The 25076-nt window shown below is 54.6% G+C and carries 37 protein-coding genes; all 37 read left to right on the top strand.

Annotated features, from left to right (window positions below; translation table 11 throughout):
* Nucleotides 1–60: 60 nt before the first annotated feature.
* The 37 genes from rpsG to BQ5379_RS05425 all read left to right on the top strand — a co-directional run bounded on the left by rpsG (nt 61) and on the right by BQ5379_RS05425 (nt 25076).
* A complete protein-coding gene (rpsG, locus tag BQ5379_RS05610) occupies nt 61–537 on the top strand; it encodes a 30S ribosomal protein S7 (RefSeq protein WP_071134527.1) in 477 nt (158 codons plus the stop codon).
* 27 nt (nt 538–564) lie between these two features.
* Nucleotides 565–2682: an elongation factor G gene (fusA, locus tag BQ5379_RS05605; protein ID WP_071134526.1), complete on the top strand. Its 2118-nt coding sequence runs from the start codon at nt 565–567 to the stop codon at nt 2680–2682.
* Nucleotides 2682–2987 carry a 30S ribosomal protein S10 gene (gene rpsJ, locus BQ5379_RS05600; protein WP_027290546.1) on the top strand — a complete coding sequence of 102 codons (306 nt, stop codon included), beginning with the start codon at nt 2682–2684 and terminating at the stop codon, nt 2985–2987. Before fusA ends, rpsJ begins: the two co-directional genes overlap by 1 nt.
* Before the next feature lie 584 nt (nt 2988–3571).
* Nucleotides 3572–4258 (top strand): phosphodiester glycosidase family protein, encoded by a 687-nt coding sequence (locus BQ5379_RS11015; protein WP_159431217.1) that lies wholly within the window; start codon nt 3572–3574, stop codon nt 4256–4258.
* A 260-nt stretch (nt 4259–4518) separates the two neighbouring features.
* Complete coding sequence (gene rplC / locus BQ5379_RS05590) at nt 4519–5136, top strand: 50S ribosomal protein L3 (protein WP_071134524.1); 618 nt, start codon at nt 4519–4521, stop codon at nt 5134–5136.
* Between the two features lie 13 nt (nt 5137–5149).
* On the top strand, nt 5150–5791 hold the full coding sequence (gene rplD, locus BQ5379_RS05585; protein WP_071134523.1) for a 50S ribosomal protein L4: 642 nt from the start codon (nt 5150–5152) through the stop codon (nt 5789–5791).
* A gap of 19 nt (nt 5792–5810) precedes the next feature.
* Nucleotides 5811–6101, top strand: coding sequence for a 50S ribosomal protein L23 (gene rplW, locus BQ5379_RS05580; protein ID WP_027290540.1), 291 nt, complete (start codon nt 5811–5813; stop codon nt 6099–6101).
* A gap of 5 nt (nt 6102–6106) precedes the next feature.
* Entirely contained in the window at nt 6107–6931 is an 825-nt protein-coding gene (rplB, locus tag BQ5379_RS05575; protein ID WP_071134522.1) for a 50S ribosomal protein L2, read from the top strand.
* A 16-nt stretch (nt 6932–6947) separates the two neighbouring features.
* Nucleotides 6948–7217: a 30S ribosomal protein S19 gene (rpsS, locus tag BQ5379_RS05570; protein WP_027290538.1), complete on the top strand. Its 270-nt coding sequence runs from the start codon at nt 6948–6950 to the stop codon at nt 7215–7217.
* A 27-nt stretch (nt 7218–7244) separates the two neighbouring features.
* Nucleotides 7245–7721 (top strand): 50S ribosomal protein L22, encoded by a 477-nt coding sequence (gene rplV / locus BQ5379_RS05565; protein WP_071134521.1) that lies wholly within the window; start codon nt 7245–7247, stop codon nt 7719–7721.
* Nucleotide 7722: 1 nt separating this feature from the next.
* Nucleotides 7723–8517: a 30S ribosomal protein S3 gene (rpsC, locus tag BQ5379_RS05560; protein WP_071134520.1), complete on the top strand. Its 795-nt coding sequence runs from the start codon at nt 7723–7725 to the stop codon at nt 8515–8517.
* Nucleotides 8518–8546: 29 nt separating this feature from the next.
* On the top strand, nt 8547–8975 hold the full coding sequence (gene rplP / locus BQ5379_RS05555; protein WP_071134519.1) for a 50S ribosomal protein L16: 429 nt from the start codon (nt 8547–8549) through the stop codon (nt 8973–8975).
* Nucleotides 8976–8984: 9 nt separating this feature from the next.
* The gene (rpmC, locus tag BQ5379_RS05550; RefSeq protein ID WP_071134518.1) at nt 8985–9188 is read left to right on the top strand and encodes a 50S ribosomal protein L29; all 204 of its coding nucleotides are present in this window, start codon (nt 8985–8987) and stop codon (nt 9186–9188) included.
* Between the two features lie 5 nt (nt 9189–9193).
* A complete protein-coding gene (rpsQ, locus tag BQ5379_RS05545) occupies nt 9194–9451 on the top strand; it encodes a 30S ribosomal protein S17 (RefSeq protein ID WP_071134517.1) in 258 nt (85 codons plus the stop codon).
* 2 nt (nt 9452–9453) lie between these two features.
* Entirely contained in the window at nt 9454–9819 is a 366-nt protein-coding gene (gene rplN, locus BQ5379_RS05540) for a 50S ribosomal protein L14 (protein ID WP_027290533.1), read from the top strand.
* Nucleotides 9820–9847: 28 nt separating this feature from the next.
* Nucleotides 9848–10171: a 50S ribosomal protein L24 gene (gene rplX, locus BQ5379_RS05535; RefSeq protein ID WP_071134516.1), complete on the top strand. Its 324-nt coding sequence runs from the start codon at nt 9848–9850 to the stop codon at nt 10169–10171.
* The gene (gene rplE, locus BQ5379_RS05530) at nt 10171–10728 is read left to right on the top strand and encodes a 50S ribosomal protein L5 (RefSeq protein WP_071134515.1); all 558 of its coding nucleotides are present in this window, start codon (nt 10171–10173) and stop codon (nt 10726–10728) included. The genes rplX and rplE overlap by 1 nt, the downstream gene beginning before the upstream one ends.
* Before the next feature lie 3 nt (nt 10729–10731).
* Entirely contained in the window at nt 10732–11001 is a 270-nt protein-coding gene (rpsN, locus tag BQ5379_RS05525) for a 30S ribosomal protein S14 (protein ID WP_027290530.1), read from the top strand.
* 291 nt (nt 11002–11292) lie between these two features.
* Complete coding sequence (gene rpsH, locus BQ5379_RS05520) at nt 11293–11691, top strand: 30S ribosomal protein S8 (protein WP_071134514.1); 399 nt, start codon at nt 11293–11295, stop codon at nt 11689–11691.
* 23 nt (nt 11692–11714) lie between these two features.
* A complete protein-coding gene (rplF, locus tag BQ5379_RS05515) occupies nt 11715–12272 on the top strand; it encodes a 50S ribosomal protein L6 (RefSeq protein WP_071134513.1) in 558 nt (185 codons plus the stop codon).
* A gap of 13 nt (nt 12273–12285) precedes the next feature.
* The gene (gene rplR, locus BQ5379_RS05510; protein ID WP_071134512.1) at nt 12286–12648 is read left to right on the top strand and encodes a 50S ribosomal protein L18; all 363 of its coding nucleotides are present in this window, start codon (nt 12286–12288) and stop codon (nt 12646–12648) included.
* A gap of 20 nt (nt 12649–12668) precedes the next feature.
* A complete protein-coding gene (rpsE, locus tag BQ5379_RS05505) occupies nt 12669–13187 on the top strand; it encodes a 30S ribosomal protein S5 (RefSeq protein WP_071134511.1) in 519 nt (172 codons plus the stop codon).
* A 28-nt stretch (nt 13188–13215) separates the two neighbouring features.
* Nucleotides 13216–13398 carry a 50S ribosomal protein L30 gene (gene rpmD, locus BQ5379_RS05500; RefSeq protein ID WP_071134510.1) on the top strand — a complete coding sequence of 61 codons (183 nt, stop codon included), beginning with the start codon at nt 13216–13218 and terminating at the stop codon, nt 13396–13398.
* Between the two features lie 26 nt (nt 13399–13424).
* A complete protein-coding gene (gene rplO, locus BQ5379_RS05495; RefSeq protein WP_071134509.1) occupies nt 13425–13868 on the top strand; it encodes a 50S ribosomal protein L15 in 444 nt (147 codons plus the stop codon).
* Nucleotides 13869–13895: 27 nt separating this feature from the next.
* Nucleotides 13896–15221, top strand: coding sequence for a preprotein translocase subunit SecY (secY, locus tag BQ5379_RS05490; RefSeq protein WP_071134508.1), 1326 nt, complete (start codon nt 13896–13898; stop codon nt 15219–15221).
* 141 nt (nt 15222–15362) lie between these two features.
* Nucleotides 15363–16139, top strand: coding sequence for a type I methionyl aminopeptidase (gene map / locus BQ5379_RS05485; RefSeq protein WP_071134507.1), 777 nt, complete (start codon nt 15363–15365; stop codon nt 16137–16139).
* A gap of 66 nt (nt 16140–16205) precedes the next feature.
* A complete protein-coding gene (gene infA / locus BQ5379_RS05480; RefSeq protein ID WP_022063789.1) occupies nt 16206–16424 on the top strand; it encodes a translation initiation factor IF-1 in 219 nt (72 codons plus the stop codon).
* A 54-nt stretch (nt 16425–16478) separates the two neighbouring features.
* Complete coding sequence (gene ykgO / locus BQ5379_RS05475; RefSeq protein ID WP_027290520.1) at nt 16479–16595, top strand: type B 50S ribosomal protein L36; 117 nt, start codon at nt 16479–16481, stop codon at nt 16593–16595.
* A gap of 67 nt (nt 16596–16662) precedes the next feature.
* A complete protein-coding gene (rpsM, locus tag BQ5379_RS05470) occupies nt 16663–17043 on the top strand; it encodes a 30S ribosomal protein S13 (RefSeq protein ID WP_071134506.1) in 381 nt (126 codons plus the stop codon).
* 37 nt (nt 17044–17080) lie between these two features.
* On the top strand, nt 17081–17470 hold the full coding sequence (gene rpsK / locus BQ5379_RS05465) for a 30S ribosomal protein S11 (RefSeq protein ID WP_071134505.1): 390 nt from the start codon (nt 17081–17083) through the stop codon (nt 17468–17470).
* 133 nt (nt 17471–17603) lie between these two features.
* On the top strand, nt 17604–18212 hold the full coding sequence (gene rpsD / locus BQ5379_RS05460) for a 30S ribosomal protein S4 (RefSeq protein WP_071134504.1): 609 nt from the start codon (nt 17604–17606) through the stop codon (nt 18210–18212).
* A gap of 25 nt (nt 18213–18237) precedes the next feature.
* The gene (locus tag BQ5379_RS05455) at nt 18238–19230 is read left to right on the top strand and encodes a DNA-directed RNA polymerase subunit alpha (RefSeq protein ID WP_071134503.1); all 993 of its coding nucleotides are present in this window, start codon (nt 18238–18240) and stop codon (nt 19228–19230) included.
* 8 nt (nt 19231–19238) lie between these two features.
* Nucleotides 19239–19769 carry a 50S ribosomal protein L17 gene (rplQ, locus tag BQ5379_RS05450; protein WP_071134502.1) on the top strand — a complete coding sequence of 177 codons (531 nt, stop codon included), beginning with the start codon at nt 19239–19241 and terminating at the stop codon, nt 19767–19769.
* Nucleotides 19770–19937: 168 nt separating this feature from the next.
* Nucleotides 19938–21245 carry a phosphopyruvate hydratase gene (gene eno / locus BQ5379_RS05445; protein WP_071134501.1) on the top strand — a complete coding sequence of 436 codons (1308 nt, stop codon included), beginning with the start codon at nt 19938–19940 and terminating at the stop codon, nt 21243–21245.
* 990 nt (nt 21246–22235) lie between these two features.
* Entirely contained in the window at nt 22236–23069 is an 834-nt protein-coding gene (locus BQ5379_RS05435; RefSeq protein ID WP_235846034.1) for an inositol monophosphatase family protein, read from the top strand.
* Nucleotides 23069–24004: a lysophospholipid acyltransferase family protein gene (locus BQ5379_RS05430; protein ID WP_071134499.1), complete on the top strand. Its 936-nt coding sequence runs from the start codon at nt 23069–23071 to the stop codon at nt 24002–24004. The genes BQ5379_RS05435 and BQ5379_RS05430 overlap by 1 nt, the downstream gene beginning before the upstream one ends.
* Nucleotides 23982–25076 carry a glycosyltransferase family 2 protein gene (locus tag BQ5379_RS05425; protein WP_071134498.1) on the top strand — a complete coding sequence of 365 codons (1095 nt, stop codon included), beginning with the start codon at nt 23982–23984 and terminating at the stop codon, nt 25074–25076. The genes BQ5379_RS05430 and BQ5379_RS05425 overlap by 23 nt, the downstream gene beginning before the upstream one ends.

Below are 25076 nucleotides of genomic sequence, written 5' to 3'. Positions count from 1 at the left end.
CAACAGCCGTCCCCCGAGACGTTATCTTTGCGGCACGGTGGCGGCGAAACAACAAGAGAAATGAGAAAAGCGAAGCCTAAAAAGCGAATTCTACTTCCTGACCCCAAGTATGGAGACGTGCTGGTAACCCGGTTCGTCAACAACCTGATGTTAGACGGTAAGAAGAGTATTGCATACGGTATCTTCTATGACGCTATTGATATCGTAGGCGAGAAGATGAAGGACACGGAAAAGGCTCCTTTGGAAATTTGGAAAAAAGCGCTCGAAAATATCACCCCGCAGGTCGAAGTAAAATCTCGTCGTGTCGGTGGTGCAACCTTCCAGGTACCTATGGAAGTACGTCCGGAGCGTAAAATTTCTTTGAGCATTCGGTACCTCCTCCAATTCTCGAGAAAACGCGCCGGCCGTTCAATGGCAGAAAAACTCGCCGCCGAAATCATCGCGGCCTATAATGAAGAAGGTGGTGCATTCAAACGTAAGGAAGAAATGCACCGCATGGCCGAAGCCAACAAAGCATTCGCCCACTTCAGATTCTAACCGGACACATTACAGGAACCACATTGTATGGCAAGAGACCTTAAATACACCAGAAACATCGGTATCATGGCCCACATCGACGCGGGCAAGACTACCACTTCGGAACGTATCCTGTTCTACACCGGTAAAACACACAAAATCGGAGAAGTTCACGAAGGCGGCGCCACCATGGACTGGATGGTGCAGGAGCAGGAACGAGGCATCACCATCACCTCGGCCGCTACCACCGCCTTCTGGCACTACAAAGACAACACCTACCAGATCAACATCATCGATACCCCCGGCCACGTCGACTTCACCGTCGAAGTGGAACGTTCGCTGCGTGTGCTCGACGGCGCCGTGGCTACCTTCTGCGCCGTAGGTGGTGTTGAACCCCAGTCTGAAACCGTATGGCGTCAGGCCGACAAATACAACGTTCCGCGTATCGGTTACGTCAACAAGATGGACCGCGTCGGTGCCGACTTTGCCGGTGTCTGCGCTCAGGTACACGAACGTCTCGGCGCAAACGCCGTGCCCGTCGTGCTCCCCATCGGATCGGAAGACAAATTCGTCGGCGTGATCGACCTGGTATACAACCGCGCATACATCTATTTCGATGACAAAACCGTGCGCGACAACTACCACATCGAAGAGATCCCCGACAACCTCAAGGAAGAAGCCGCTGCAGCACGTGCCAAACTCATCGAAGAGGTGGCCGCATCGGACGACGCCCTGATGGAAAAATTCTTCGAAGATCCCGACGCCATCACCCCCGAAGAGATCCTCGTTGCACTCCGCAAAGCTACCATCAACATGTCGGTAGTGCCGATGCTCTGCGGTTCGTCCTTCAAAAACAAAGGCGTACAGCTGCTGCTCGACTCGATCGTAGCCTACCTGCCCTCGCCCCTCGACGTGGAAGCCATCGTAGGTACCGATCCCCGCACCGGCGAAGAAACCAAACGCCACCCGAGCGAAAACGATCCGTTCTGCGCCCTCGCGTTCAAGATCGCTACCGACCCGTTCGTAGGCCGTCTCGGTTTCATCCGCGTGTACTCGGGTAAACTCGAAGCAGGTTCGTACACCTTCAACAGCCGTTCGGGCAAAAAAGAACGCATCAGCCGTATCTACCAGATGCACGCCAACAAACAGAACCCGATCGAATTCGTCGGCGCCGGCGACATCGCCGCAGCCGTAGGGTTCAAGGAAGTGCGCACCGGTGATACCCTCTGCGACGAAAACAACCCCATCGTGCTCGAATCCATGACCTTCCCCGAACCGGTGATCGGTCTGGCCATCGAACCCAAAACCCAGAAAGACCTCGACAAACTCGGCGTAGGCCTCAGCAAACTCGCCGAAGAAGACCCCACCTTCACCGTGAAAACCGACGAAGATTCGGGTCAGACCGTCATCTCGGGTATGGGTGAGCTCCACCTCGAAATCATCGTCGACCGCCTCAAACGCGAATTCGGCGTCGAAATTACCCAGGGTGCCCCGCAGGTGAACTACAAAGAAGCCCTGACCGGTACCTACGAACACCGCGAAGTCTTCAAGAAACAGACCGGTGGTCGTGGTAAATTCGCCGACATCATCTTCGAAATCGGTCCCGCTTCGACCAAAGAGTTCTCCGGTCTCGAATTCGTTGACGTGGTTAAGGGTGGTAACATCCCGAAAGAGTTCATCCCGGCCGTACAGAAAGGCTTTACCACTGCCATGGCCAACGGTGCTCTTGCCGGCTACCCCATCGACTCGATGAAAGTGACCCTGAAAGACGGCTCGTTCCACCCCGTTGACTCCGACGCCCTGTCGTTCGAAATCTGCGCCCGGAACGGTTTCCGCCATGCAGCCATCAAGGCCAATCCGGTGATTATGGAACCGATCATGTCGGTCGAAGTCGTTACCCCCGAAGAAAACATGGGTGACATCATCGGTGACCTGAACAAACGGCGCGGTCAGATCTCCGGCATGGAAACCAAAGGCAACGCCCGCGTGGTGAAAGCCAAAGTGCCCCTCGCCGAAATGTTCGGTTACGTTACCGTACTGCGTACCATCTCCTCGGGTCGTGCGACCTCGTCGATGGAATTCTCGCACTTCGAAGCCGTACCGGCTAACGTCTCCAAAGAGATCATCGAAAACGCAAGTGGTAAATTCAAAAACGAAGACGAATAATGAGCCAGAAAATCAGAATAAAACTCAAATCGTACGATCACAACCTGGTGGACAAATCTGCCGAAAAGATCGTCAAAACCGTCAAATCGACGGGTGCAGTGGTCAGCGGTCCGATTCCGCTGCCCACCAACAAAAAAATCTTCACCATCAACCGTTCGACCTTCGTCAACAAAAAGTCGCGCGAACAGTTCCAGCTCTCTACCTTCAAACGTATTCTGGACATCTACAGCTCGACCTCGAAGACCATCGACGCGCTGATGAAACTCGAACTGCCCAGCGGCGTGGAAGTCGAAATCAAAGTCTGAGACTGATTCACGATACACACAACCTGTCGCAGGTTGAACCCGGCGAGTGCCTCTCCAGCAGAGGCACTCGCTTTTTGGTGCATTGGGTATTCATAATATGTCTCCTAAATATGGGAGTGGATGATGGTGGGGCTGCATGATGAAAATCTGCAGGGAATGTTTCTTATTGTTATCTTTAAAGGTAGTTTTTTTTTGGGGGGGGGGGATGCGTGTGGTCTACGTAAGCGTTGGTAGCAATGTGTGGTAGTGTAGTATGCGTCCTAGAGAGGTTGAATGGCGAAATTTCCGTTATGCTGATCATTGAGCTCTCTTTGATGATATTGACAGCTTGTTATACTGTAAATTTAAGTTTTAGTGGTGGATCTAAAATGAATAGAGGTTTGATGTGCATTGTGTTATTGTTTTTTTCCCTAAGTGCATCATGTGCATTTGCGCAGCGTGCGGAGGATTCCGTCCGTTTCTGTTCGGCGGAGAACTGGAAAACGGTCGCTGAGCAGGATGGCATTCGGATTCGGAGCTACCGGACGGGACGGGATGCTGGAGCTTTTCTTTTCGATGCTCCGCAGGCTATCTATGTGATGGAGGTGGATACGGCGCGTTGCCGGCTAGGGCTGGTGCAGCAAGCCCGGCGTCGGACCGTCCGGCGACTGGTCCATGCGCAGCGGGCGCTGGCCGGGGTGAACGGCGGTTTCTTCGTTGTCCATCCCGAACCGAAACGGGCGGCCGTGGCCAATGATTTTCTCAAAATCGACGGGCGGATCGTGAGTCCCGTTCCGACCCCGAGGTGGGGGAGCGGTGCGGTCGGAATTGCACGTGGTGTGGCACTCGGTTTCACTCAGTGGAACAAGGCGCTCGAAGCGGATACCGTGCGCGGATGGAGTGCCGCTTTCCCGGATGTGATGGCGGCCGGTCCGATGCTTTTGCTGCGGGGAGGGTCGCTGCACCCGTGGACTGAAGTTGACAAGCAGAGCCTGACGGACGCGCAGCGGCGGAGTATTTATGCGCCTCGTACGGCGATCGGCGTGCGCTCAGACGGGACGATCGTGCTGCTGGTGGTGGACGGACGGCGGGCACGTGCCTTCGGCGCGTCGATGGCCGAACTGTCGCTGATGGGCCGCTGGCTGGGGCTGACCGACATGCTCAATCTGGACGGCGGCGGCTCCTCGACGATGGTCTGGGGTCGTACGTTGATCAATTTTCCGTCGGACGGTTTCGGCATCGTGCGGCTCGAACGCCCCGTCGCCAATGCGGTGGTGGTGTTGCCGCGCTGACCTTCGCCGTTGCGGATTCGATGATCGAGTCCCGCCCCATCCGGAGGCGGGACTTTTTTGCGCTTTGCGGCCCCTATCGCCTGAAAATGAATGCCCAAGAATGAAAAAAAAGCGTGAAAAATTTGATAATCAACCGAAAAGCCGTATCTTTGCAGTCGCCTTTGCTCTGGTTATGCAGGTAACTGACTGAGCGTTAGTGCACTTGTCGATGGGCAGAGTTGAAAAGGCATTAACCGAAAAACAAACCATTAATCAACAAAATGTCAGGACTAATTGGAAAGAAAATCGGAATGACATCCGTTTTCAGTGCCGAGGGGAAAAATATCCCATGCACTGTTATCGAAGCTGGTCCGTGTGTGGTTACGCAGGTGAAAACCGTCGAAAAAGACGGCTATGCCGCTGTGCAGCTTGCCTATGACGACAAAAAGGAAAAACACACCAGCAAGCCTATGATGGGGCACTTCGCTAAAGCGAACACCACTCCGAAACGCAAAATCGCCGAATTCAAATCGTTCGAAACGATGCCGAATCTGGGCGATGTTGTCGGTGTTGACGTGATCGAAGAAGGCGAATGGGTCGATGTGACCGGTATCTCGAAAGGGAAAGGTTTCCAGGGCGTCGTGAAACGTCACGGTTTCGGCGGTGTGGGCGGTCAAACCCACGGTCAGCACAACCGTCAGCGTCACGTCGGTTCGCTGGGCGCATCGTCGTACCCCTCGCGCGTGTTCAAAGGCAAACGCATGCCGGGCCGTACCGGGGGTGAGCAGGTGAAAGTGCTCAACCTGAAAGTGCTCAAGGTGATTCCGGAAAACAACCTCCTCCTCGTGAAAGGTTCTATCCCGGGCGCCAAAGGATCTTATCTGTTAATCGAAGGCTAAGGGGAACAAGACTATGGAATTGAACGTATTCGACATTACCGGTAAAGAGACCGGGAAGAAGATCACCCTGAACGATGCGGTATTCGCACTCGAACAGCCTAACGACCACGCCATCTATCTGGACGTGAAACAGTATCTGGCCAACCAACGCCAGGGTACCCACAAATCGAAACAACGCAACGAAGTGGCCGGCTCGACCCGCAAGCTGAAAAAGCAAAAAGGTACCGGCGGCGCACGTAGCGGTTCGATCCTCTCTCCGCTGTTCGTAGGCGGTGGCCGCGTATTCGGTCCCGTACCCCGCGACTACAGCTTCAAACTCAACAAGAAACTCAAACAACTGGCCCGTCGCAGCGCCCTGACCTACAAAGCGCAAAACGCCGCCATCACCGTTGTCGATACCCTCGAAATGCAGCCCAAAACCAAAGAATTCCTGGCTGCAGCCAAAAACCTGGGCATCGCCGACAAAAAGACCCTCGTGGTACTGTGCGGCGACATGAACAACACCGGCGTGATCCTGGCCTCGCGTAACCTGCCGAACGTGAAAGTGATCCAGGCCCAGAACCTGAACACCTATGACGTGATGAACGCAGCTCACCTGCTCATCGGTGGCGAAGGTGCCGTAGCGACCATGCAGCAAGTTTGTGGAATCCAGTAACGATTACGACTCAAGAATCATGGAAATTTTAATTAAGCCGATATTAACCGAAAAAATGACGGCTCAGGGCGAAAAACTGAACCGCTACGGTTTTATTGTAGATCCGCGCGCCAATAAACTGCAGATCAAAGCAGCGGTGGAAGCTATGTACGGCGTTGTCGTTGCCGAGGTGAACACCTGCAACTACGACGGCAAATACAAGAGCCGCTACACCAAAGCCGGGATGCTCGAAGGGCGTCAGAACCGTTACAAAAAAGCAATCGTTACCCTCGGGGGCGAAGACAAGATCGATTTTTACAGTAATATCTAAAGACGATGGCAGTAAGAAAATTCAAACCGATGACCCCGGGTCAGAGACACAAAATTATCGGCACGTTCGACGATATTACTACTTCGACCCCGGAAAAATCACTGGTAACGTCGCTCAAATCTACGGGCGGCCGTAACAATACCGGTAAAATGACCATGCGCTACATCGGTGGTGGACACAAACGTCAGTACCGCATCATCGACTTCATGCGCAACAAAGATGGTATGACCGCTACGGTTAAAACCATCGAATACGACCCGAACCGCAGCGCACGTATCGCGCTGGTGGTATACGCCGACGGCGAAAAACGCTACATCGTAGCCCCCGTAGGGCTCAAAGTAGGCCAGACCATCGCCAGCGGTGCGGGCGTAGCACCCGAAGTGGGCAACACACTATTCCTTTCGGAAATTCCTCTTGGTACCGTTGTGCACTGCATTGAACTCACTCCCGGTCGCGGCGCCGCCATGGCCCGTTCGGCAGGGACTTACGCTCAGCTGCTTGCCCGCGAAGGCAAGTACGCCATTATTAAACTTCCTTCAGGCGAAACCCGGATGGTGCTGACCACCTGCCGCGCTACCGTCGGGACCGTATCGAACCCCGACCACAGCCTCGAGCAGAGCGGTAAAGCCGGTCGCAAACGCTGGCTCGGCCGTCGTCCGCGCAACCGTGGTGTCGTGATGAACCCGGTCGATCACCCCATGGGTGGTGGTGAAGGTCGTGCTTCAGGGGGCCATCCCCGTTCGCGTACGGGCGTTCTGGCCAAAGGCTACAAAACCCGCAACCCGAAGAAAACGACTACCAAGTTCATCGTTTCACGTAGGAATAAATAATCTAAAATCAGCGTAAATGAGCCGTTCACTTAAAAAAGGACCGTATATCGAGCCGAAACTCGAAGGTAAGATTCTCGCCATGAACGAAAGCGGCAAGAAATCGGTTATCAAGACCTGGTCGCGTGCCAGCATGATCTCTCCGGACTTCGTGGGCCATACCCTGGCGGTACACAACGGGAACAAATTCATCCCCGTCTATGTGACCGAAAACATGGTAGGACACAAACTGGGTGAGTTCGCACCGACCCGCAGCTTCCGCGGTCACGGGGGCAACAAGAAAAAATAGTGTTAAAAAAGTAATTCATCATAACTAATGGGTGCAAGAAAAAGATTGAGAGCTGAAAAGCTCAAGGCAGAAAAGCGCGTGACCGCCATCGCGTCGCTGCGTGAATGCCCGACGTCTCCCAGAAAAATGAGACTTGTCGCAGATATGATCCGTGGCGTTGAGATCAACAAAGCCCTCGGTATGCTGCGCTACAGCAAAAAAGAGGCTTCGGTACGCCTCGAAAAGCTCCTCCGTTCGGCCATCGCCAACTGGGAAGCCAAAAACCAGGGTGTTTCGCTCGAAGAAACTCCTCTGTGCGTGAAAACCATCTTCGTAGACGGCGGTCGCCAGCTCAAACGTATCCAGGCTGCCCCGCAAGGTCGCGCTCACCGCATTCGCAAACGCTCCAACCATGTAACCATCATCGTGGACCGCATGGAAGTAGCTGCTCCGGCCGCTAAAACCGCTCCGGCGCAGGCGACTGCCGAAACCACTGAAGTGAAACCTGAAAACGCTGCGAACTAAGATGGGACAGAAAGTAAATCCGATTGCCAATCGACTGGGCATTATCCGTGGCTGGGACTCGTCATGGTATGGCGGCAAAGACTTCCCGGCAAAACTCGTCGAAGACTCGAAAATCCGCAAATACCTCGGAGCCCGTCTGGCCAAAGCCAGCATCTCCAAAATCGTGATCGAACGCACGCTGAAACTCGTCACCGTGACCATCAGCACCTCGCGTCCGGGTATCATCATCGGTAAAGGCGGTGCCGAAGTCGACAAACTTAAAGAAGAACTCCGCAAACTCACCGGCAAAGACGTTCAGATCAACATCTTCGAAGTGAAACGTCCTGAACTCGACGCCGTGATTGTTTCGAACAACATCGCCCGTCAGGTAGAAGGCCGCATCTCCTACCGTCGTGCCATCAAAACCACCATCGCCTCGACCATGCGCATGGGCGCCGAAGGGATCAAAATCCAGATCTCGGGTCGTGTGGGCGGTGCCGAAATGGCCCGCAGCGAAAGCTACAAAGAAGGCCGAATTCCGCTGCACACCTTCCGCGCAGACATCGACTACAACCTGGCAGAAGCCCTCACCAAAGTCGGCCTGCTCGGCGTGAAAGTCTGGATCTGCAACGGCGAAGTGTATGCAAAACGCGATCTCTCGCCCATCGCCGGCATGAACGCTTCGGCTGCCGGTACCGCAGGCCGCGGTGGCGAACGTCGCGGTGACGAACGTCGTGGCGGCCGTGGCCGTGGCGAACGTCGCGGAGACCGTCGTAACGACCGCCGTGGTGGCGACCGCAATAGCAATAATCAGTAATCTGTCGTCAGACTTAAAAGGAACTAACCATGTTACAACCAAAAAAGACGAAATTTCGCAGAATGCAGAAAGGCCGCATGAAAGGTCTGGCACAGAGAGGAGCTGAATTGTCTTTCGGTTCGTTCGGCATCAAAGCGCTGGAATCGGCGTGGATCACCGGACGACAGATTGAAGCAGCCCGTCAGGCTATCGTGCGTGAGATGAAACGTGAAGGCCAGGTGTGGATCCGTATCTTCCCGGACAAACCCATCACCAAGAAACCGGCCGAAGTACGTATGGGTAAAGGTAAAGGTTCGCCCGAAGGTTTCGTGGCTCCCGTTACCCCGGGTCGCATCCTCTTCGAAGCCGAAGGGGTGCCCCTGGCAGTAGCTCAGGAAGCCCTCCGTCTCGGCGCCCAGAAGCTGCCCATCACCACCAAATTCATCATCCGCCGCGATTATACCGAAAACTCAATCTAGCACGAAGACATGAAAACATCAGAAATCCGTGAACTGACTGCTGGCGAAATCATCGAACGTGTGGAGACTGAGAAAGCCAACCTCCTGAAGGCCAAGCTGAACCATGCGGTTTCTCCGGCAGAAAATTCGACCACGATCAAAAATATGCGCCGTGACATCGCTCGTATGCTGACCATCCTGCGCGAAAAACAAACCACCACTATTAACAAGTAGAGGCCATGGAAGAAAGAAATCTTAGAAAAGAGAGAATCGGGGTGGTAGTCAGCAACAAGATGGACAAATCGATCGTCGTTGCTGTTAAACGTAAAGTGAAACACCCGATCTACGGCAAGTTCGTAAATAAAACCACCAAATTCGTCGCTCACGACGAAGAAAACACCTGCGGCGAAGGCGATACCGTCCGCATCATGGAAACCCGCCCGCTGAGCAAAAGCAAACGGTGGAGATTAGTAGAAATCATTGAAAGAGCTAAGTAACCATGATACAACAAGAAAGCCGGCTCTCCGTAGCCGATAACAGCGGAGCCAAGGAAGTTCTCTGTATCCGTGTACTTGGCGGTACCGGCCGCCGTTACGCCTCGATCGGCGACAAAATCGTCGTGAGCGTTAAAAGCGCTACCCCGTCGGGCGATATCAAAAAAGGCGCCGTGTCGAAAGCCATCGTCGTTCGCACCAAAAAAGAGATCCGCCGTCCGGACGGTTCCTACATCCGCTTCGACGACAACGCCGTAGTGCTGCTCAACAACGCCGGCGAAATGCGCGGTACGCGTATCTTCGGCCCGGTGGCCCGCGAACTCCGCGACGCCAACATGAAAATCATTTCACTGGCGCCCGAAGTGCTGTAATACACACACCTTTAACAAACACACAGAAATGTCGACCAAATTACATATCAAAAAAGGGGACACGGTGTACGTCAATGCAGGCGACAACAAAGGCCAGCAGGGCAAAGTGCTCGAGGTGCTTGTCGATAAGCAGCGCGCCATCGTCGAAGGGGTCAACATGGTGAGCAAACACACCAAACCCAACGCCGCCAATCCCCAGGGCGGTATCGTAAAGCAGGAAGCCCCCATCCACATCAGCAACCTGCAGCCCCTCGATCCCAAGACCGGGAAACCGACCCGTGTCGCACGTAAGAAAAACGATAAAGGCAAACTGGTCCGCGTGGCCGTTAAATCAGGGGAGGAAATCAAATAATGGCATACGTACCTTCACTTAAGACCAAATACAAAGAGGAGATCATTCCCTCTCTGATGAAAGAATTCGGCTACAAAAGCATCATGCAGGTGCCGAAGCTCGAAAAGATCGTCATCAACCAGGGTATCGGTGCCGCCGTTGCCGACAAGAAACTCGTCGAAGTGGCTCAGGCCGAACTCTCGACCATCGCCGGTCAGCACGCCGTTCAAACCCGTTCGAAGAAAGACATCTCGAACTTCAAACTGCGTAAACAGATGCCTATCGGTGTGCGCGTGACCCTGCGTCGCGACCGCATGTACGAATTCCTGGAACGTCTGATCGCCGTATCGCTGCCCCGCATCCGCGACTTCAAAGGCATCAACGACAAATTCGACGGTCAGGGCAACTACACCCTGGGTGTGCAGGAACACATCATCTTCCCCGAAATCGACATCGACAAGATCACCAAAATCTTCGGCGTCGAAATCACCTTCGTGACCACCGCACAGAACGACACGGAAGCTTATGCGCTGCTCAAACAGTTCGGTCTTCCTTTTAAAAACGCTAAAAAGAACTAAGCCATGGCAAAAGAATCGATGAAAGCCCGCGAAGTGAAACGGGCCAAGCTGGTGGCACGGTACGCAGCGAAACGTAAAGCCCTCAAAGAAGCCGGCGACTACGCAGGGTTGGCCAAACTGCCCAAAAACTCCAACCCGATCCGTCTGCACAACCGTTGCCAGATCACCGGCCGTCCGAAAGGCTACATGCGCCAATTCGGTATCAGCCGTATCCAGTTCCGCGAAATGGCATCCGCAGGTCTGCTGCCGGGTGTGAAAAAAGCAAGCTGGTAGTCTGCTGAGTGGGGCAGAGCGGTTATTGACTCCGCGCTTCCCCACGATGATTAAGATACGCGAGACTTCACGAACTGATCGTGAAGTCTCGCGCTTTTTTTGTTTAGCCGTCATGGTACAGGCCGGTGCCTGCAAGAAAAAATGGCGAGAAAATGATTGCTAATAATTTGATTATTAAGGAATAGTTTGTAACTTTGCAACTCTTTGTGGGCACTAATGAACTTTTGCTAATCGCGGTTTTGAAGTGCAACGCATTGAAAAACAGTAAATAACACAATTCATTTTTTAACCATGACAGATCCGATAGCAGATCTTCTGACTCGTATCAGAAACGCGGTGAAAGCCAACCACAAAGTGGTTGAAGCTCCCGGCTCGAAAATCAAGCAAGAGATCGTACGCATCCTGCACGAACAGGGCTACATCCTCGCTTACAAATTCGGAACCAACGAAAAAGGCTTCTCGACGATCAAAATCGCCCTGAAGTACCACCCGGAGACCAAAACCCCGGCGATCAAAGCCCTGACTCGCGTGAGCCGTCCCGGCCTGCGCCAGTATGCCAGCGTGGCTGAAATGCCCCGCGTGATGAACGGCCTTGGCATCGCCATCGTTTCGACCTCCAAAGGTATCATGACCGACAAGCAAGCCCGCAAAGAAAACGTTGGCGGCGAAGTGCTGTGTTACGTATATTAATCTAACAAACACCAGACAATACAATGTCAAGAATTGGAAAATTACCTGTAAACCTGCCTAAAGGCGTTACCGTTACCGTTGGCGCCGACAATGTGGTTAGCGTGAAAGGCCCTCTCGGACAACTTTCTCAGAAAGTCGATCCGGACATCACCGTGACGGTCGAGGGAGACGTAGTCCATGTAACACGGCCGACCGACCAGCCGCGTCATCGTTCGATGCACGGTCTGTATCGCGCCCTGATCGCCAATATGGTGCACGGCGTATCGACCGGATACGAAACCAAACAAGAACTCATCGGCGTCGGTTTCAAAGCCGAAGTCAAAGGCCAAATCCTCGAACTGAGCCTGGGGTATTCGCATGACATCCACATCATGCTGCCCGCCGAAGTGAAAGCCGAAGCTTTCGCAGAAAAGAAAGGCAACCCGATCCTGACCCTCAAGAGCGCCGACAAACAACTGCTCGGTCAGGTGGCAGCCAAAATCCGCTCGCTGCGCAAACCCGAACCCTACAAAGGTAAAGGTATCAAGTTCGTAGGCGAACAACTGCGTCGCAAAGCAGGGAAGTCAGCTAACTCCAAATAACAGTTAAGAGACAATGGCACTTACTAAAATAGCAAGACGCGCACGCATCAAGATGCGCATTCGTAAAATCGTGAACGGTACGGCTGAAGCCCCCCGTCTGACGGTTTTCCGCAGCAACAAGCAAATCTACGCCCAAGTAATCGACGACCAGGCCGGTAAAACCCTCGTCGCCGCCTCGTCGCTGGATAAAGAAGTGGCTGAAGCAGCACAGGGCAAAACCAAAACCGAAGTGGCAGCCCTCGTAGGTAAAGCCGTAGCCGCCAAAGCCCTCGCCGCCGGTATCACCGCCGTAGCCTTCGACCGCAACGGCTACCTCTACCACGGTCGTGTAAAACAACTGGCCGATGCCGCACGCGAAGGCGGGCTTAAATTCTAATCAAGACCAACGAAACGATTATGTCAACAAGCAACATAAAAAAAGTACGCACCAGCGACATCGAACTGAAAGACCGTCTGGTTAGCATACAGCGTGTAACGAAAGTTACCAAAGGTGGTCGGACCTTCACCTTCTCCGCCATCGTCGTGGTCGGGAACGAAAACGGCATCGTAGGCTATGGCCTCGGTAAAGCCTCCGAAGTGACCGCCGCCATCGCCAAAGGCGTGGAAGACGCTAAAAAGAACCTCATCAAAGTTCCCGTACTGAAAGGTACCATTCCCCACGAACAGACCGCCAAATTCAGCGGTTCGCGCGTGCTGCTCCGTCCGGCCTCGCCCGGTACCGGTGTGATCGCAGGGGGTGCAATGCGTGCCGTGCTGGAAAGCGTCGGCGTGAAAAACGTGCTGGCAAAGAGCAAAGGTTCGTCCAACCCGCACAACCTGGTGAAAGCCACCGTTGCCGCCCTGGCCGAACTGCGCGACCCGGTCACCATCGCCGAAACCCGCGGTATTTCCCTGACCCAAGTATTTAACGGGTAACCCTTAACCACTCAGAAACTACAGCGAAATGGCAATAGTTAAAATCACCCAGACCAAAAGCCGCATCGGTGCTACCAAGCAGCAGCGTGCCAATCTGGACGCTCTCGGGCTGCGCAAGATCCGCCAGAGCGTGGAACACAACCAATGCCCCGAAATCATGGGTATGGTCGAGAAAGTAAAACATCTCGTCACCGTTGAAGAAGTTAAATAACCGGCTTTTCAAAAACAGACACAACCATGAACCTCAGTAATATCAAACCCGCCAAAGGCTCTACGCACAGCGAAAAACGCATCGGCCGCGGTCAAGGGTCGGGCTACGGCGGAACCTCTACGCGCGGTCACAAAGGTGCCCAGTCGCGTTCGGGCTATAAAAACAAACGCGGCTTCCAAGGCGGTCAGATGCCTCTGCAACGCCGTCTGCCGAAATTCGGTTTCACCAACACCAACAAAGTGGTGTTCAAAACCGTAAACCTGGTATCCATCGAAGCCCTGGCCGCTAAAGGCATCACCACCATCGGCCAAACCGAAATGGTAGCCGCCGGGCTGGTGTCTAAAAACGACGTGGTGAAAGTGCTCGGAACCGGAGCGCTGACCAAAAAAGTGGACGTTACGGCACACGCCTTCTCGAAATCGGCTCAGGCCGCGATCGAAGCCCAGGGCGGTACCGCAACCAAACTCTAATCACCCACTCTTTTTTAGCCTCGGCTCATGAAAAAACTAATCGACACCATTAGAAACATCTTCAAGATCGAAGAGCTGCGTAACCGCATCCTCTACACCTTGGGGCTGCTTCTGATCTACCGACTGGGAAGCTTCGTTGTGCTTCCGGGCATCAACCCGGAAGCCCTTTCCGGATCCGGCCTTCAGAAACAGACCGCGGACGGGCTCCTGGGACTGCTCGACATCTTCTCCGGGGGTGCATTCTCCAATGCATCTATCTTCGCCCTCGGGATCATGCCCTACATCTCAGCCTCGATCGTGATCCAACTGCTCGGGATCGCTATCCCCTATTTCCAGAAACTCCAGAAAGAGGGCGAAAGCGGCCGGCGTAAGATCAATCAGTGGACCCGGTACCTGACCATCGGTATCCTGCTCATTCAGGCTCCTGCCTACCTGGTAAACCTGAACCAGCAGCTCCTGCCGTCGGCCTTCGTACTCGGAAACTCATTCCTGTTCACGTTCAGCGCAACGATGGTGCTCATCGCCGGAACCATGTTCGTCATGTGGCTCGGCGAGAAAATCACCGATAAAGGTATCGGTAACGGCGTCTCCCTGATCATCATGGTCGGGATCATCGCCCGTCTGCCGCACGCCTTCCTGGCCGAGCTTAACGCACGATTCACGACCGCCGGCGGCGGATTCGTGATGCTGATCGTCGAACTCGTACTCCTCTTCCTGGTGTTCGCCGGAACGATCGCACTGGTACAGGCCGTACGCAAAATCCCCGTACAATACGCCAAACGTATCGTCGGTAACAAACAGTACGGTGGTGTACGCCAATACATCCCGCTCAAGATCAATGCGGCCGGCGTGATGCCCATCATCTTCGCCCAGGCGATCATGATGCTGCCCCTGATCTTCACCAAATTCGAGGCTACCCAAGGTATCGGCGCCGTGTTTGGAAACATCTACGGCTTCTGGTACAACCTCGTCTTCGGTCTGCTGGTGATGGCTTTCACCTACTTCTACACCGCGATCACCATCAACACCAACCAGATGTCAGACGACATGAAACGCAACGGCGGTTTCATCCCCGGGATCAAACCCGGCAAGCAGACCGCAAGCTACCTGGACACTATCATGACCCGCATCACCCTGCCCGGTTCGATCTGCCTTGCAATCGTAGCCGTTCTGCCGGTGTTTGCCCACATGATCGGAGTGGACGGCCAGTTCGCCCTCTTCTACGGTGGTACTTCGTTGCTGATCCTCGTCGGTGTCGTACTCGATACCCTGCAGCAAATCGAGTCGCACCTGCTGCTCCGTCACTACGACGGTCTGATGAAAAGCGGACGTATGAAAGGACGCATGAACTAAACCTGTTATCGGGTGGGCGCGGATCGCGGTCCGCTGCCCGGATATGAAGTGGACGGCACCCGATGCCGTTCACTTTCCCCGATGATAGACCCTGCGTCCCAAAACTGAACCAACGACAAAAAGGTTCTTCCATATATATTTATGATATACCTGAAAACCAAAGAGGAGATCGAACTGCTCCGCCAGTGCAACCAACTCGTCAGCCGAACCCTCGCGCTCGTCGGACGTAACATCCGTCCCGGAGTTACGACACTGGAACTCGACGCTCTGGCCGAAGAGTATATCCGTGCTCACGGTGCAGTACCCAACTTCAAAGGTTATGGAGGTTTCCCCGCCACGCTCTGCATGTCGGTCAACGAACAGATCGTTCACGGGATCCCCTCGGGTTACGCTCTGCAGGAAGGCGATATTCTGTCGGTCGACTGCGGCGCTTATATGAACGGTTTTCATGGCGATTCCGCCTACACGTTTGCGGTAGGAGAGGTAGACCCGCGTACTCGGGAACTGCTGGATGTCACCAAGGAAGCTCTTTATAGAGGTGTTGCGCAGGCAAAGGCGGGAAATAGGATTGGCGATATTTCCCACGCCGTACAGGAGTATGCCCAGAGCCACGGCATGACCGTCGTTCGCGAAATGGTCGGCCACGGCCTCGGTCGCAGCCTGCACGAGGAACCGCAGGTTCCCAACTACGGGAAACGCGGCAGCGGTCCCCAGCTCAAGGCCGGGATGGTGCTCTGCATCGAACCGATGATCAACCTCGGCACCCGTAACGTAATCTTTGAAAAAGACGGTTGGACTGTCAGAACCGCCGACCGTAAGCCCTCCGCCCATTTCGAGTTCGCCGTGGCGATCACAGACGAAGGGCCAGATGTTCTCACGACTTTCGAGTATATCGAGAAAAACCTTCCGATCGACTGACCGGCTGCCCCTCACGCTGCCGCAGGTCCGAAAGAAGGGTACGCACTGCTTAAAAACCAACACTGAATGGCCAAACAAGCTGCAATCGAAAAGGACGGTACCATTATCGAAGCCCTGTCCAACGCCATGTTCCGCGTGGAGCTGGACAACGGTCACATAATCACCGCCCACATCTCCGGAAAGATGAGGATGCACTACATCAAGATTCTGCCCGGTGACAAGGTAAAGGTCGAAATGTCGCCCTATGACCTCACCAAAGGTCGCATTTCGTTCCGCTACAAGTAATGTTTCGGAGGACGACCGCGACGGTCCGCCTCCCAAATCAAACAACTCAAAACGATGAAAGTCAGAGCATCCATCAAAAAACGCAGCGAAGACTGCAAGATCGTACGCCGCAAAGGCCGCGTGTACGTGATCTGCAAGAAAAACCCGAAACTCAAAATGCGTCAGGGTTAGTCCCCACCGGCAAGAGCTTCAGGAATTCACTGAGTTTTAAGAATTTCAAAGAAAAAGAACAGAACTTATGGCACGTATTGTCGGAGTCGACTTACCTAAAAACAAACGGGGCGTAATCGGCCTCACCTATATCTACGGTATCGGTCGCAGCACCGCTGCCCAGATCCTCGCAAAGGCAGGTATCGATCAGGATACCAAAGTGAAAGATTGGACCGACGAACAGGTCGGCGCCATCCGTAACGTGATCGCCACCGAGGGTATCCGCGTGGAAGGCGAACTGCGTTCCACCATCCAGCTCAACATCAAACGCCTGATGGATATCGGTTGCTACCGCGGTATCCGCCACCGTCTGGGTCTGCCCGTGCGTGGTCAGAGCACCAAGAACAACGCCCGCACCCGCAAGGGCCGCAAAAAGACCGTGGCTAACAAGAAAAAGGCAACCAAGTAGTTAACCGTGTATCCTAACTTCAATTAGGCATAAAATTATGGCAAAGAAAACCGGATCAGTAAAGAAGAAAGTCGTCAAAGTTGACGCACTTGGTCAAGCACATATCCACTCTACCTTCAACAACGTGATCGTTACCCTGACCAACGCTGAAGGTCAAGTGATCAGCTGGAGCTCGGCCGGTAAAATGGGCTTCCGCGGCTCCAAAAAGAATACCCCCTACGCCGCTCAGACCGCTGCGCAAGACTGCGCCAAAGTGGCCTACGACCTGGGTCTTCGCAAAGTGAAAGTGTATGTAAAAGGACCGGGCTCGGGCCGCGAATCCGCCATCCGTACCATCAACGGCGCCGGTATCGAAGTGATCGAAATCATCGACGTTACCCCCCTGCCCCATAACGGTTGCCGTCCGCCGGCACGTCGTCGTGTCTGATCCTTCTGCGGGGTCGGACGCCCGTGTCAGCCTCTCGCTGAGGCTGCCTGATGAACGACCCCCCGGATCGTATCGCAACTGCGGATAAATTTTACCACACTTTTCAACAAAAGACAAAAAAGTAAAAAACACAATGGCACGTTATACAGGACCAAGAACCAAAATCGCCCGTAAATTCGGCGAACCGATCTTCGGCTCGGACACCTCTTTCGAAAAGAAAAACTATCCCCCGGGACAACACGGTCTGAACCGCCGTCGTAAGAAAGTTTCGGAATACGGCGTGCAGCTGAAAGAAAAACAGAAGGTGAAAGCCCTTTACGGCATGCTCGAAAAACAGTTCCGCCGCACCTTCGAAGCCGCTGAACGCGCCGGTGGTGTAACCGGTGAAGTGCTGCTCCAGCTGCTCGAATCGCGTCTGGACAACGTCGTATATCGTCTGGGTATCGCTCCCACCCGCGCCGCAGCCCGTCAGCTCGTGTCGCACCGCCACATCACCGTGGACGGCGAAGTGGTGAACATCCCCTCGTATACCCTCAAACCCGGCCAGATCGTTGCCGTTCGCGAGAAATCGAAATCGCTGGAAGTAATCCAGAACTCTCTGGGTTCGACCCAACGCAGCCGTTTCTCGTGGATCGAATGGGACGCCGCCACCATGTCGGGTAAATTCATGCAGAAACCCGAACGGGCCGAAATCCCCGAAAATATCAACGAGCAACTGATCGTCGAACTCTATTCTAAATAGTCATTAATCGAGGAGCACAAACACTATGGCAATATTAGCATTCCAGAAGCCCGACAAAGTGATTATGCTCGACTCCACGGCCTCCTTCGGACGGTTTGAATTCCGTCCGCTGGAGCCCGGTTTCGGCATCACGGTCGGTAATGCACTCCGCCGAATACTGCTGTCATCACTCGAAGGCTACGCATTCACCACGGTTCACATCCCGGGCGTAGACCACGAGTTCGCTTCCATCCCCGGAGTGATGGAAGAGATGATAGAAATCATTCTGAACCTGAAACAGGTGCGTCTGGTACGGACCGTTGAGAACGTAGAATCGGAAAAAGTCACCGTCAACGTGACCGGAGTGACCGAGCTGACTGCCGGTTACCTCTCCAACTTCATGACCGGTTTCAAAGTACTCAACCCCGACCTGCTGATCTGCCGCCTCGAACCCGACGTGAAATTCCAGATGGAACTCACCATCGGAAAAGGGCGCGGTTATGTGCCTGCCGAAGAGAACCGTCCGGCCGATGCTCCGTTTGGGCTGCTCCCGATTGACTCGATTCACACACCCATCAAGAATGTTAAGTACTCGGTCGAAAACTACCGTGTGGAACAGAAGACCGACTACGAAAAACTGACCATCGAAATCACCACCGACGGCTCGATTCATCCGAAAGACGCACTCAAAGAAGCAGCCAAAATCCTCATCTTCCATTTCATGCTCTTCTCCGACGAGAAGATCAACCTGGACACCGAGGAAAAAACCGCTACCGAAGAGTTCGACGAGGATATCCTGCACATGCGGCAACTGCTCAAGACCAAACTCACCGAACAGGATCTCTCCGTTCGCGCGCTGAACTGTCTGAAAGCAGCCGAAGTCGAGACCCTGGGCGAACTCGTCCGCTTCCAACGCAGCGACCTGCTGAAGTTCCGTAACTTCGGTAAGAAATCGCTCTCCGAACTGGACGAACTCCTCGAAAGCCTGAATCTCCACTTCGGGATGGACGTGGCTAAGTACAAACTTGACAAAGACTAAACACAATCATGAGACATAACAAAACCATCAACCACCTGGGCCGTCAGGCTTCGCACCGCAAGGCCCTGATGGCGAACATGGCAGCGTCGTTGATCCTGCACAAACGCATCAATACCACCCTGGCCAAAGCCAAAGCACTCCGCACCTTCGTAGAGCCCATCATCACCAAATCGAAAGATGACTCTACCCACTCGCGCCGTACGGTATTCGCTTACCTCAAAAACAAAGCTGCCGTAGCCGAACTCTTCCGCGAAGTGGCTCCCAAAATCGCTGACCGTCCGGGTGGATACTGCCGTATCCTGAAAACCGGTTTCCGTCAGGGTGACGGTGCTGAAACCTGCTTCATCGAACTCGTTGACTTCAACGCAGAATACACCCAGAACGCTGGTGCAGCCAAGAAAACCGCTTCGAAAGGCCGTACCCGTCGTGCCGGTGGCGCTAAAAAAGCCGCACAGGCTACCGCGACCGAAGCTGCCGCTCCTGCAGCCGAAACCGCTGAAGCTCCTGCTGCTGAAGTTGCCGAAACCAAAGCTGAATAAGACACGCCCTGTTCGAAAAGGCCTTCGTGGTGTTCCGCCGCGGTCGGCCAACCGAAAAATTTGCGTAGTCGAAAACAAAGCACTACTTTTGAGGGGAATTTGCCACGCTGGCAAATTCCCCTCACTACTTTGTGTGACAGAACATTAACTTTTTCAATAACTAAAGAAATGGGACAAATCATCAGCGTACACGCCCGTGAGATTCTCGACTCGCGCGGCAATCCGACCATCGAAGTTGAAGTACTGACCGCCAGCGGCGCATTCGGCCGTGCAGCCGTTCCGAGCGGCGCCTCGACCGGCGAAAACGAAGCACTCGAACTCCGTGACGGCGACAAAGGTCGCTACCTCGGCAAAGGCGTGCTCAAAGCCGTACAGAACGTCAACGAAGTGATCGCCAAAGAGATCGTAGGCATGATGGTTACCGACCAGGTCGGCATCGACAAAACCATGATCGCTCTGGACGGTACTCCGACCAAATCGAACCTCGGTGCAAATGCCATCCTCGGCGTATCGCTCGCCTGCGCAAAAGCTGCTGCCAACTACCTGGGTGTGCCCCTGTATCGTTACATCGGCGGCTCGAACGCCAAAACCCTCCCCGTTCCGATGATGAACATCATCAACGGCGGTTCGCACTCTGACGCCCCCATCGCCTTCCAGGAATTCATGATCCGTCCGGTAGGTGCCAGCTCCTTCCGTGAAGGTCTGCGCATGGGTGCCGAAGTGTTCCACGCTCTGAAAAAAGTGCTCCACGACCGTGGCCTCTCGACCGCAGTAGGTGACGAAGGTGGTTTCGCTCCGACCCTCAAAGGTACCGAAGACGCCATCGAATCGATCATCGAAGCCATCAAGAAAGCCGGCTACAAACCCGGTTTGAAATGCAATGGCGGCGACGTTGCCATCGGTATGGACTGCGCTTCGTCTGAATTCTACAAAGACGGCGTTTACGACTACACCATCTTCGAAGGCGAAAAAGGTGCCAAACTGACCTCTGACCAGCAGGTTGAATACCTCAAAGGTCTCGTTGAAAAATACCCGATCGACTCGATCGAAGACGGTATGAGCGAAAACGACTGGGAAGGTTGGCAGAAACTGACCGCCGCTATCGGCGATCGTTGCCAGCTCGTAGGTGACGACCTCTTCGTTACCAACGTAGAATTCCTGAAGAAAGGTATCGAACTGGGTTGCGGTAACTCGATCCTGATCAAAGTTAATCAGATCGGTTCGTTGACCGAAACCCTCGACGCTATCGAAATGGCACACCGTGCCGGCTACACCAGCGTTACTTCGCACCGTTCGGGTGAAACCGAAGACGCTACCATCGCCGACATCGCTGTGGCTACCAACTCGGGTCAGATCAAGACCGGTTCGATGAGCCGTTCGGACCGTATGGCCAAATACAACCAGCTCCTCCGTATCGAAGAAGAACTGGGCGACGAAGCCATCTACGGTTACACCAAGATCTACCGTCAGAAATAGTGTTTTCCGGCAGTGCCGGACGCATTTTTCGGGCCTTGCGCAACTCTGCGTGAGGCCTTTTTGTTTGGTAGCGGAGGAGGTAGAAGGGAGTGAGGGGGGAAATCACTGCTCCGCCGCGAGCACGGTGCCTTCGGGCACTCCGAATGAGTGGTTTCTAACGCCATAAGCGATACGCAGTATCGCATGCTCCGCCGCGAGCACGCGGACGCCGCCCGCGCAGGGCAGGCGGAGAACGGCTGGTGTCTCAAACAAAAGCCCGCTCAAAGAGAAACGAACGATTCGTGTAACGACGAATCGTTCGTTTCTCTCTATATCGCGTTTCGCGGGCTTTTTGATACGGAGTATCGAGAACTGTACGGAACTGCCCTCACGCCGGGCGGGCGGTGGCTTCGGCCACCCCGTCAGAGTGGTATTACCTCGAATCGGTGTCATGCCGGAAGTTTACGTGGTGTGGCTGTTAGAGGCTATTGGTTAACTGTCGTGATTACATGTATCAGAGGTAATACAAGTCATTGCTCCGCCGCGAGCACGCGGACGCCGCCCGCGCAGGGCAGTCGAAGAACGGTTTGTCTGAAAATAAAGCCCGCTCAAAGAGCAACGCACGATTCGCCCAGTGGCACGAATCGTTCGTTTCTCTCTATCGCGTTTCGCGGGCTTTTTTGGGAGCAGCATCGCGTACAGTACGGGACTGCCCTCACGCCGGGCGGGCGGTGGCTTCGGCCACCCCGTCAGATTGGTATTACCTCGAATCGGTGTCATGCCAAGAGTTTATGTGGTGCGGCCCCTCATCTATCAGGAATTGCTGCGCACTGGGGGCGGAACACGCTGTATGCTTGCTCTCCACGGTGCATGCCATGCCGCGATTCTCCAAAAGGGGATGTTTTCTTGTCGATAAGTGCCAAAAACGAAGCACCGCGACGTCAATCTGTTGGCGGAATTCGTATCTTTGCCTTACGATCTGAAAAAGGCCCTTCCATAAAAGAAACTATTATGATGCAACCCGATTGGGAACAGATATGCGGCCGTGTGCGGCAGATCGCCGCTCAGGCTGCCGACTATATCGCTACCGAACGTAAACGCTTTACGACCGACAAGGTCGAAGTTAAGGGAACCTTCAATTTCGTCTCCTATGTCGATAAAGGTGCCGAAAAGATGATCATAGCCGCTTTGGCCGAACTCTTGCCCGAAGCCGGCTTTATTGCCGAAGAGGGTTCCGGACGACACGATGAACAGGCTCCGTGGCAATGGATTATCGATCCGCTCGACGGTACGACCAACTTTGTGCACGGTTTGCCGCCGTATGCCGTCAGCATTGCGCTGTGGGATACCCAGGCACGTGAAACCGTGGTTGGCGTGGTGCATGAGGTGACCCTCGGCGAAAGTTTCTATACGTGGAAAGGAGCCCCCGGCGCTTATCTGAACGGACAGCCCATCCGGGTGTCGGACCACGTTGCCGGAGTGAACGATGCGTTGGTGCTTACCGGCTTGGCCTATGGACTCGACGAAAAAGTCGTGCGCCACTTCGAAAACAGTTTTGCATACTTCAACCGCCACAGCCACGGTGCACGTCGTATAGGTTCCGCGGCGACCGATCTGGTTTATATTGCGTGCGGACGCGGCGATGCCTTCTACCATATCAATCTCTCGCCCTGGGACGTGGCCGCGGGGGCATTTATTGTCCGTCAGGCCGGTGGCCAGGTGGCCGACTTTGCCGGGGGCGACGACTATGTCTTCGGACGCAGTATTGTGGCGACCACGCCTTCCATCTGGAACGAAATATTCGATCTCGTGGCCGGTGCCCGATTCACCAAAGGTGATTGCTGATGCTGACTTACTATGTGATATATCCGATAGCGTGGTGCCTGGGAAAGTTGCCCTACAAGATGCAGTTCCTCTTTGCGGATCTGATCCGGTGGGTGCTCTATTATGTGGTTCGTTACCGGCGTGAGGTGGTGCGTACCAACCTGCGCAACTCCTTCCCCGAAAAGAGCCCTGAAGAACGGCTCCGAATCGAAAAGGACTTCTACAAACACCTGGCCGACGTGGTGATCGAAACCCTCTCGCTGGCCTCGGTCAGCGAAAAGCAGATACGTGCGCGGATGCGGTACCTCAATATGGACGACCTGATGCGGTGGACCGGCGGACGTTCCTGGATCTCGGCCATGGCCCACTACGGCTCGTGGGAGTACACCACCAATTTCGACCTCTACAAAACGCACGATAACGCCCTGGCCGTCTATCGTCCCCTCAGCAATCGCGGAGCTGACCGGCTTTACCACCGGATTCGCAGCCGATTCGGGGTGATTCCCGTGCCGATGCACGACGTGGGGCGCGAGATGATCCGTTACACGCGCGCCGGCAAGCATGTGACCCTGGCGTTGATCGCCGATCAGACCCCCGCCTGGCCCGAAATTCAGAACTGGACCCTCTTTTTGGGCCGTTGGACCCCCTTCTTTATCGGGACCGAAAAGCTGGCCCTCAAATTCCATATGCCCGTTGTGTTTCTCGACGTTCGCAAAGTGCGGCGCGGATACTACGAAGCCCGTTTCGATCTGATTTACGACGGCAACGAATCCGTTGCCGAGGGCGAAATTACGCGCCGGTATGCCGAACGGCTCGAACAGATGATTCGCCGGCGGCCCGAACTCTGGATGTGGTCGCACCGGCGGTGGAAACACGACATGGAAAACTGGATGGCTCACCATCCGCACGCTCAAAAAATAGCCGATCAGATGCATGGACAAGGAACGCAGCAGTAGCTCCCCACGACCAGCCACCGAGAAACTGGCGGTCGTCGTACTCAACTGGAACGGCGAAGGATTCCTTCAACGATTCCTTCCCGGGGTGGTCGAATATTCGACCGGGAAGTATGCCCCTGCCGCATGTGAAGTCACGGTGGTTGTGGCCGACAACGCCTCGACCGACCAGTCCGTGGCATGGCTCGAGGAGACCTTTGTGACGCCCGGTGATCCCCGTTTCAAACTGCTCGTCTTCGACCAGAACTATGGTTTCACCGGTGGTTACAATCGGGTGCTCAGCCATGAGATGCTGGCCGATTATGACTACTACCTGTTACTGAACTCCGATATCGAAGTGACCCCCGGCTGGCTCGTCCCGCTGGTCGATGCGATGCGCGGCGACAGCCGTATCGCCGCCGCCATGCCCAAAATGCACGCCTACGGACGTAACGAATACTTCGAATATGCCGGAGCTTGCGGCGGGTTTATCGATGTACTGGGTTATCCCTTCTGCCGGGGCCGTATTTTCGGTACCGTCGAGCGGGACAACGGTCAGTATGACACCCCGCGGGAGATCTTCTGGGCGACCGGCGCCGCGATGCTCGTGCGTGCCGACCTGTGGCGCAGCTATGGCGGACTCGACGAGGCCTTCTTTGCCCACATGGAGGAGATCGACCTCTGCTGGCGGTTCCACCGCGGCGGATACACGGTGGTCGTCTGCCCCCGTTCCGTGGTCGGCCATGTCGGCGGAGGTGCCCTGCCGGCGACCTCGTCCCGGAAAACCTACCTCAATTTCCGGAACAACCTGGCGATGCTCTATAAGAATCTCTCCCGGAGGGCCTTTGTCTGTGTGTATGCCGTCCGCTTCTGGATCGACGCATTGCAGTCGCTCGCCTATCTGGTGACCGGCAAAACGTCGTTTGCCGGAGCCATTTTCCGGGGGCATCGGGACTTTTGGCGGAAGATGCGTTCCCGTCTGCAACGTCAACCCGGAGCGGTTGGTTTTGCCCTGCCACCGAAAAATGTCTTCTACCGCGGCAGTGTCGTGCTGCGTTATGTCTTTGGCCGACGCACGTTCGGAAATATGATGTGA

It is taken from the genome of Millionella massiliensis, from assembly GCF_900104655.1.
Classification (GTDB): domain Bacteria; phylum Bacteroidota; class Bacteroidia; order Bacteroidales; family Rikenellaceae; genus Rikenella; species Rikenella massiliensis.
The sequence above is the reverse complement of the archived record's forward strand: the minus strand, read 5'-3'. Positions and strand labels throughout refer to the sequence as shown.

Excerpts from the sequence above, each read along its gene's own strand:
- rpmC (WP_071134518.1), top strand. The coding sequence starts at position 8,985 with ATGAAAACATCAGAAATCCGTGAACTGACTGCTGGCGAAATCATCGAA.
- ykgO (WP_027290520.1), top strand. The coding sequence starts at position 16,479 with ATGAAAGTCAGAGCATCCATCAAAAAACGCAGCGAAGACTGCAAGATC.
- rpsD (WP_071134504.1), top strand. The coding sequence starts at position 17,604 with ATGGCACGTTATACAGGACCAAGAACCAAAATCGCCCGTAAATTCGGC.
- rplF (WP_071134513.1), top strand. The coding sequence starts at position 11,715 with ATGTCAAGAATTGGAAAATTACCTGTAAACCTGCCTAAAGGCGTTACC.
- rpmD (WP_071134510.1), top strand. The coding sequence starts at position 13,216 with ATGGCAATAGTTAAAATCACCCAGACCAAAAGCCGCATCGGTGCTACC.
- secY (WP_071134508.1), top strand. The coding sequence starts at position 13,896 with ATGAAAAAACTAATCGACACCATTAGAAACATCTTCAAGATCGAAGAG.
- rplD (WP_071134523.1), top strand. The coding sequence starts at position 5,150 with ATGGAATTGAACGTATTCGACATTACCGGTAAAGAGACCGGGAAGAAG.
- rplV (WP_071134521.1), top strand. The coding sequence starts at position 7,245 with ATGGGTGCAAGAAAAAGATTGAGAGCTGAAAAGCTCAAGGCAGAAAAG.
- rpsJ (WP_027290546.1), top strand. The coding sequence starts at position 2,682 with ATGAGCCAGAAAATCAGAATAAAACTCAAATCGTACGATCACAACCTG.
- rplR (WP_071134512.1), top strand. The coding sequence starts at position 12,286 with ATGGCACTTACTAAAATAGCAAGACGCGCACGCATCAAGATGCGCATT.
- BQ5379_RS05435 (WP_235846034.1), top strand. The coding sequence starts at position 22,236 with ATGATGCAACCCGATTGGGAACAGATATGCGGCCGTGTGCGGCAGATC.
- rpsQ (WP_071134517.1), top strand. The coding sequence starts at position 9,194 with ATGGAAGAAAGAAATCTTAGAAAAGAGAGAATCGGGGTGGTAGTCAGC.
- BQ5379_RS05425 (WP_071134498.1), top strand. The coding sequence starts at position 23,982 with ATGGACAAGGAACGCAGCAGTAGCTCCCCACGACCAGCCACCGAGAAA.
- BQ5379_RS05430 (WP_071134499.1), top strand. The coding sequence starts at position 23,069 with ATGCTGACTTACTATGTGATATATCCGATAGCGTGGTGCCTGGGAAAG.
- rpsN (WP_027290530.1), top strand. The coding sequence starts at position 10,732 with ATGGCAAAAGAATCGATGAAAGCCCGCGAAGTGAAACGGGCCAAGCTG.
- rplQ (WP_071134502.1), top strand. The coding sequence starts at position 19,239 with ATGAGACATAACAAAACCATCAACCACCTGGGCCGTCAGGCTTCGCAC.
- rpsC (WP_071134520.1), top strand. The coding sequence starts at position 7,723 with ATGGGACAGAAAGTAAATCCGATTGCCAATCGACTGGGCATTATCCGT.
- rplB (WP_071134522.1), top strand. The coding sequence starts at position 6,107 with ATGGCAGTAAGAAAATTCAAACCGATGACCCCGGGTCAGAGACACAAA.
- rplP (WP_071134519.1), top strand. The coding sequence starts at position 8,547 with ATGTTACAACCAAAAAAGACGAAATTTCGCAGAATGCAGAAAGGCCGC.
- rpsK (WP_071134505.1), top strand. The coding sequence starts at position 17,081 with ATGGCAAAGAAAACCGGATCAGTAAAGAAGAAAGTCGTCAAAGTTGAC.
- rplO (WP_071134509.1), top strand. The coding sequence starts at position 13,425 with ATGAACCTCAGTAATATCAAACCCGCCAAAGGCTCTACGCACAGCGAA.
- rpsG (WP_071134527.1), top strand. The coding sequence starts at position 61 with ATGAGAAAAGCGAAGCCTAAAAAGCGAATTCTACTTCCTGACCCCAAG.
- map (WP_071134507.1), top strand. The coding sequence starts at position 15,363 with ATGATATACCTGAAAACCAAAGAGGAGATCGAACTGCTCCGCCAGTGC.
- infA (WP_022063789.1), top strand. The coding sequence starts at position 16,206 with ATGGCCAAACAAGCTGCAATCGAAAAGGACGGTACCATTATCGAAGCC.
- rplW (WP_027290540.1), top strand. The coding sequence starts at position 5,811 with ATGGAAATTTTAATTAAGCCGATATTAACCGAAAAAATGACGGCTCAG.
- eno (WP_071134501.1), top strand. The coding sequence starts at position 19,938 with ATGGGACAAATCATCAGCGTACACGCCCGTGAGATTCTCGACTCGCGC.
- rpsM (WP_071134506.1), top strand. The coding sequence starts at position 16,663 with ATGGCACGTATTGTCGGAGTCGACTTACCTAAAAACAAACGGGGCGTA.
- rpsS (WP_027290538.1), top strand. The coding sequence starts at position 6,948 with ATGAGCCGTTCACTTAAAAAAGGACCGTATATCGAGCCGAAACTCGAA.
- BQ5379_RS05455 (WP_071134503.1), top strand. The coding sequence starts at position 18,238 with ATGGCAATATTAGCATTCCAGAAGCCCGACAAAGTGATTATGCTCGAC.
- fusA (WP_071134526.1), top strand. The coding sequence starts at position 565 with ATGGCAAGAGACCTTAAATACACCAGAAACATCGGTATCATGGCCCAC.
- rplN (WP_027290533.1), top strand. The coding sequence starts at position 9,454 with ATGATACAACAAGAAAGCCGGCTCTCCGTAGCCGATAACAGCGGAGCC.
- rpsE (WP_071134511.1), top strand. The coding sequence starts at position 12,669 with ATGTCAACAAGCAACATAAAAAAAGTACGCACCAGCGACATCGAACTG.
- rplC (WP_071134524.1), top strand. The coding sequence starts at position 4,519 with ATGTCAGGACTAATTGGAAAGAAAATCGGAATGACATCCGTTTTCAGT.
- rplX (WP_071134516.1), top strand. The coding sequence starts at position 9,848 with ATGTCGACCAAATTACATATCAAAAAAGGGGACACGGTGTACGTCAAT.
- rpsH (WP_071134514.1), top strand. The coding sequence starts at position 11,293 with ATGACAGATCCGATAGCAGATCTTCTGACTCGTATCAGAAACGCGGTG.
- rplE (WP_071134515.1), top strand. The coding sequence starts at position 10,171 with ATGGCATACGTACCTTCACTTAAGACCAAATACAAAGAGGAGATCATT.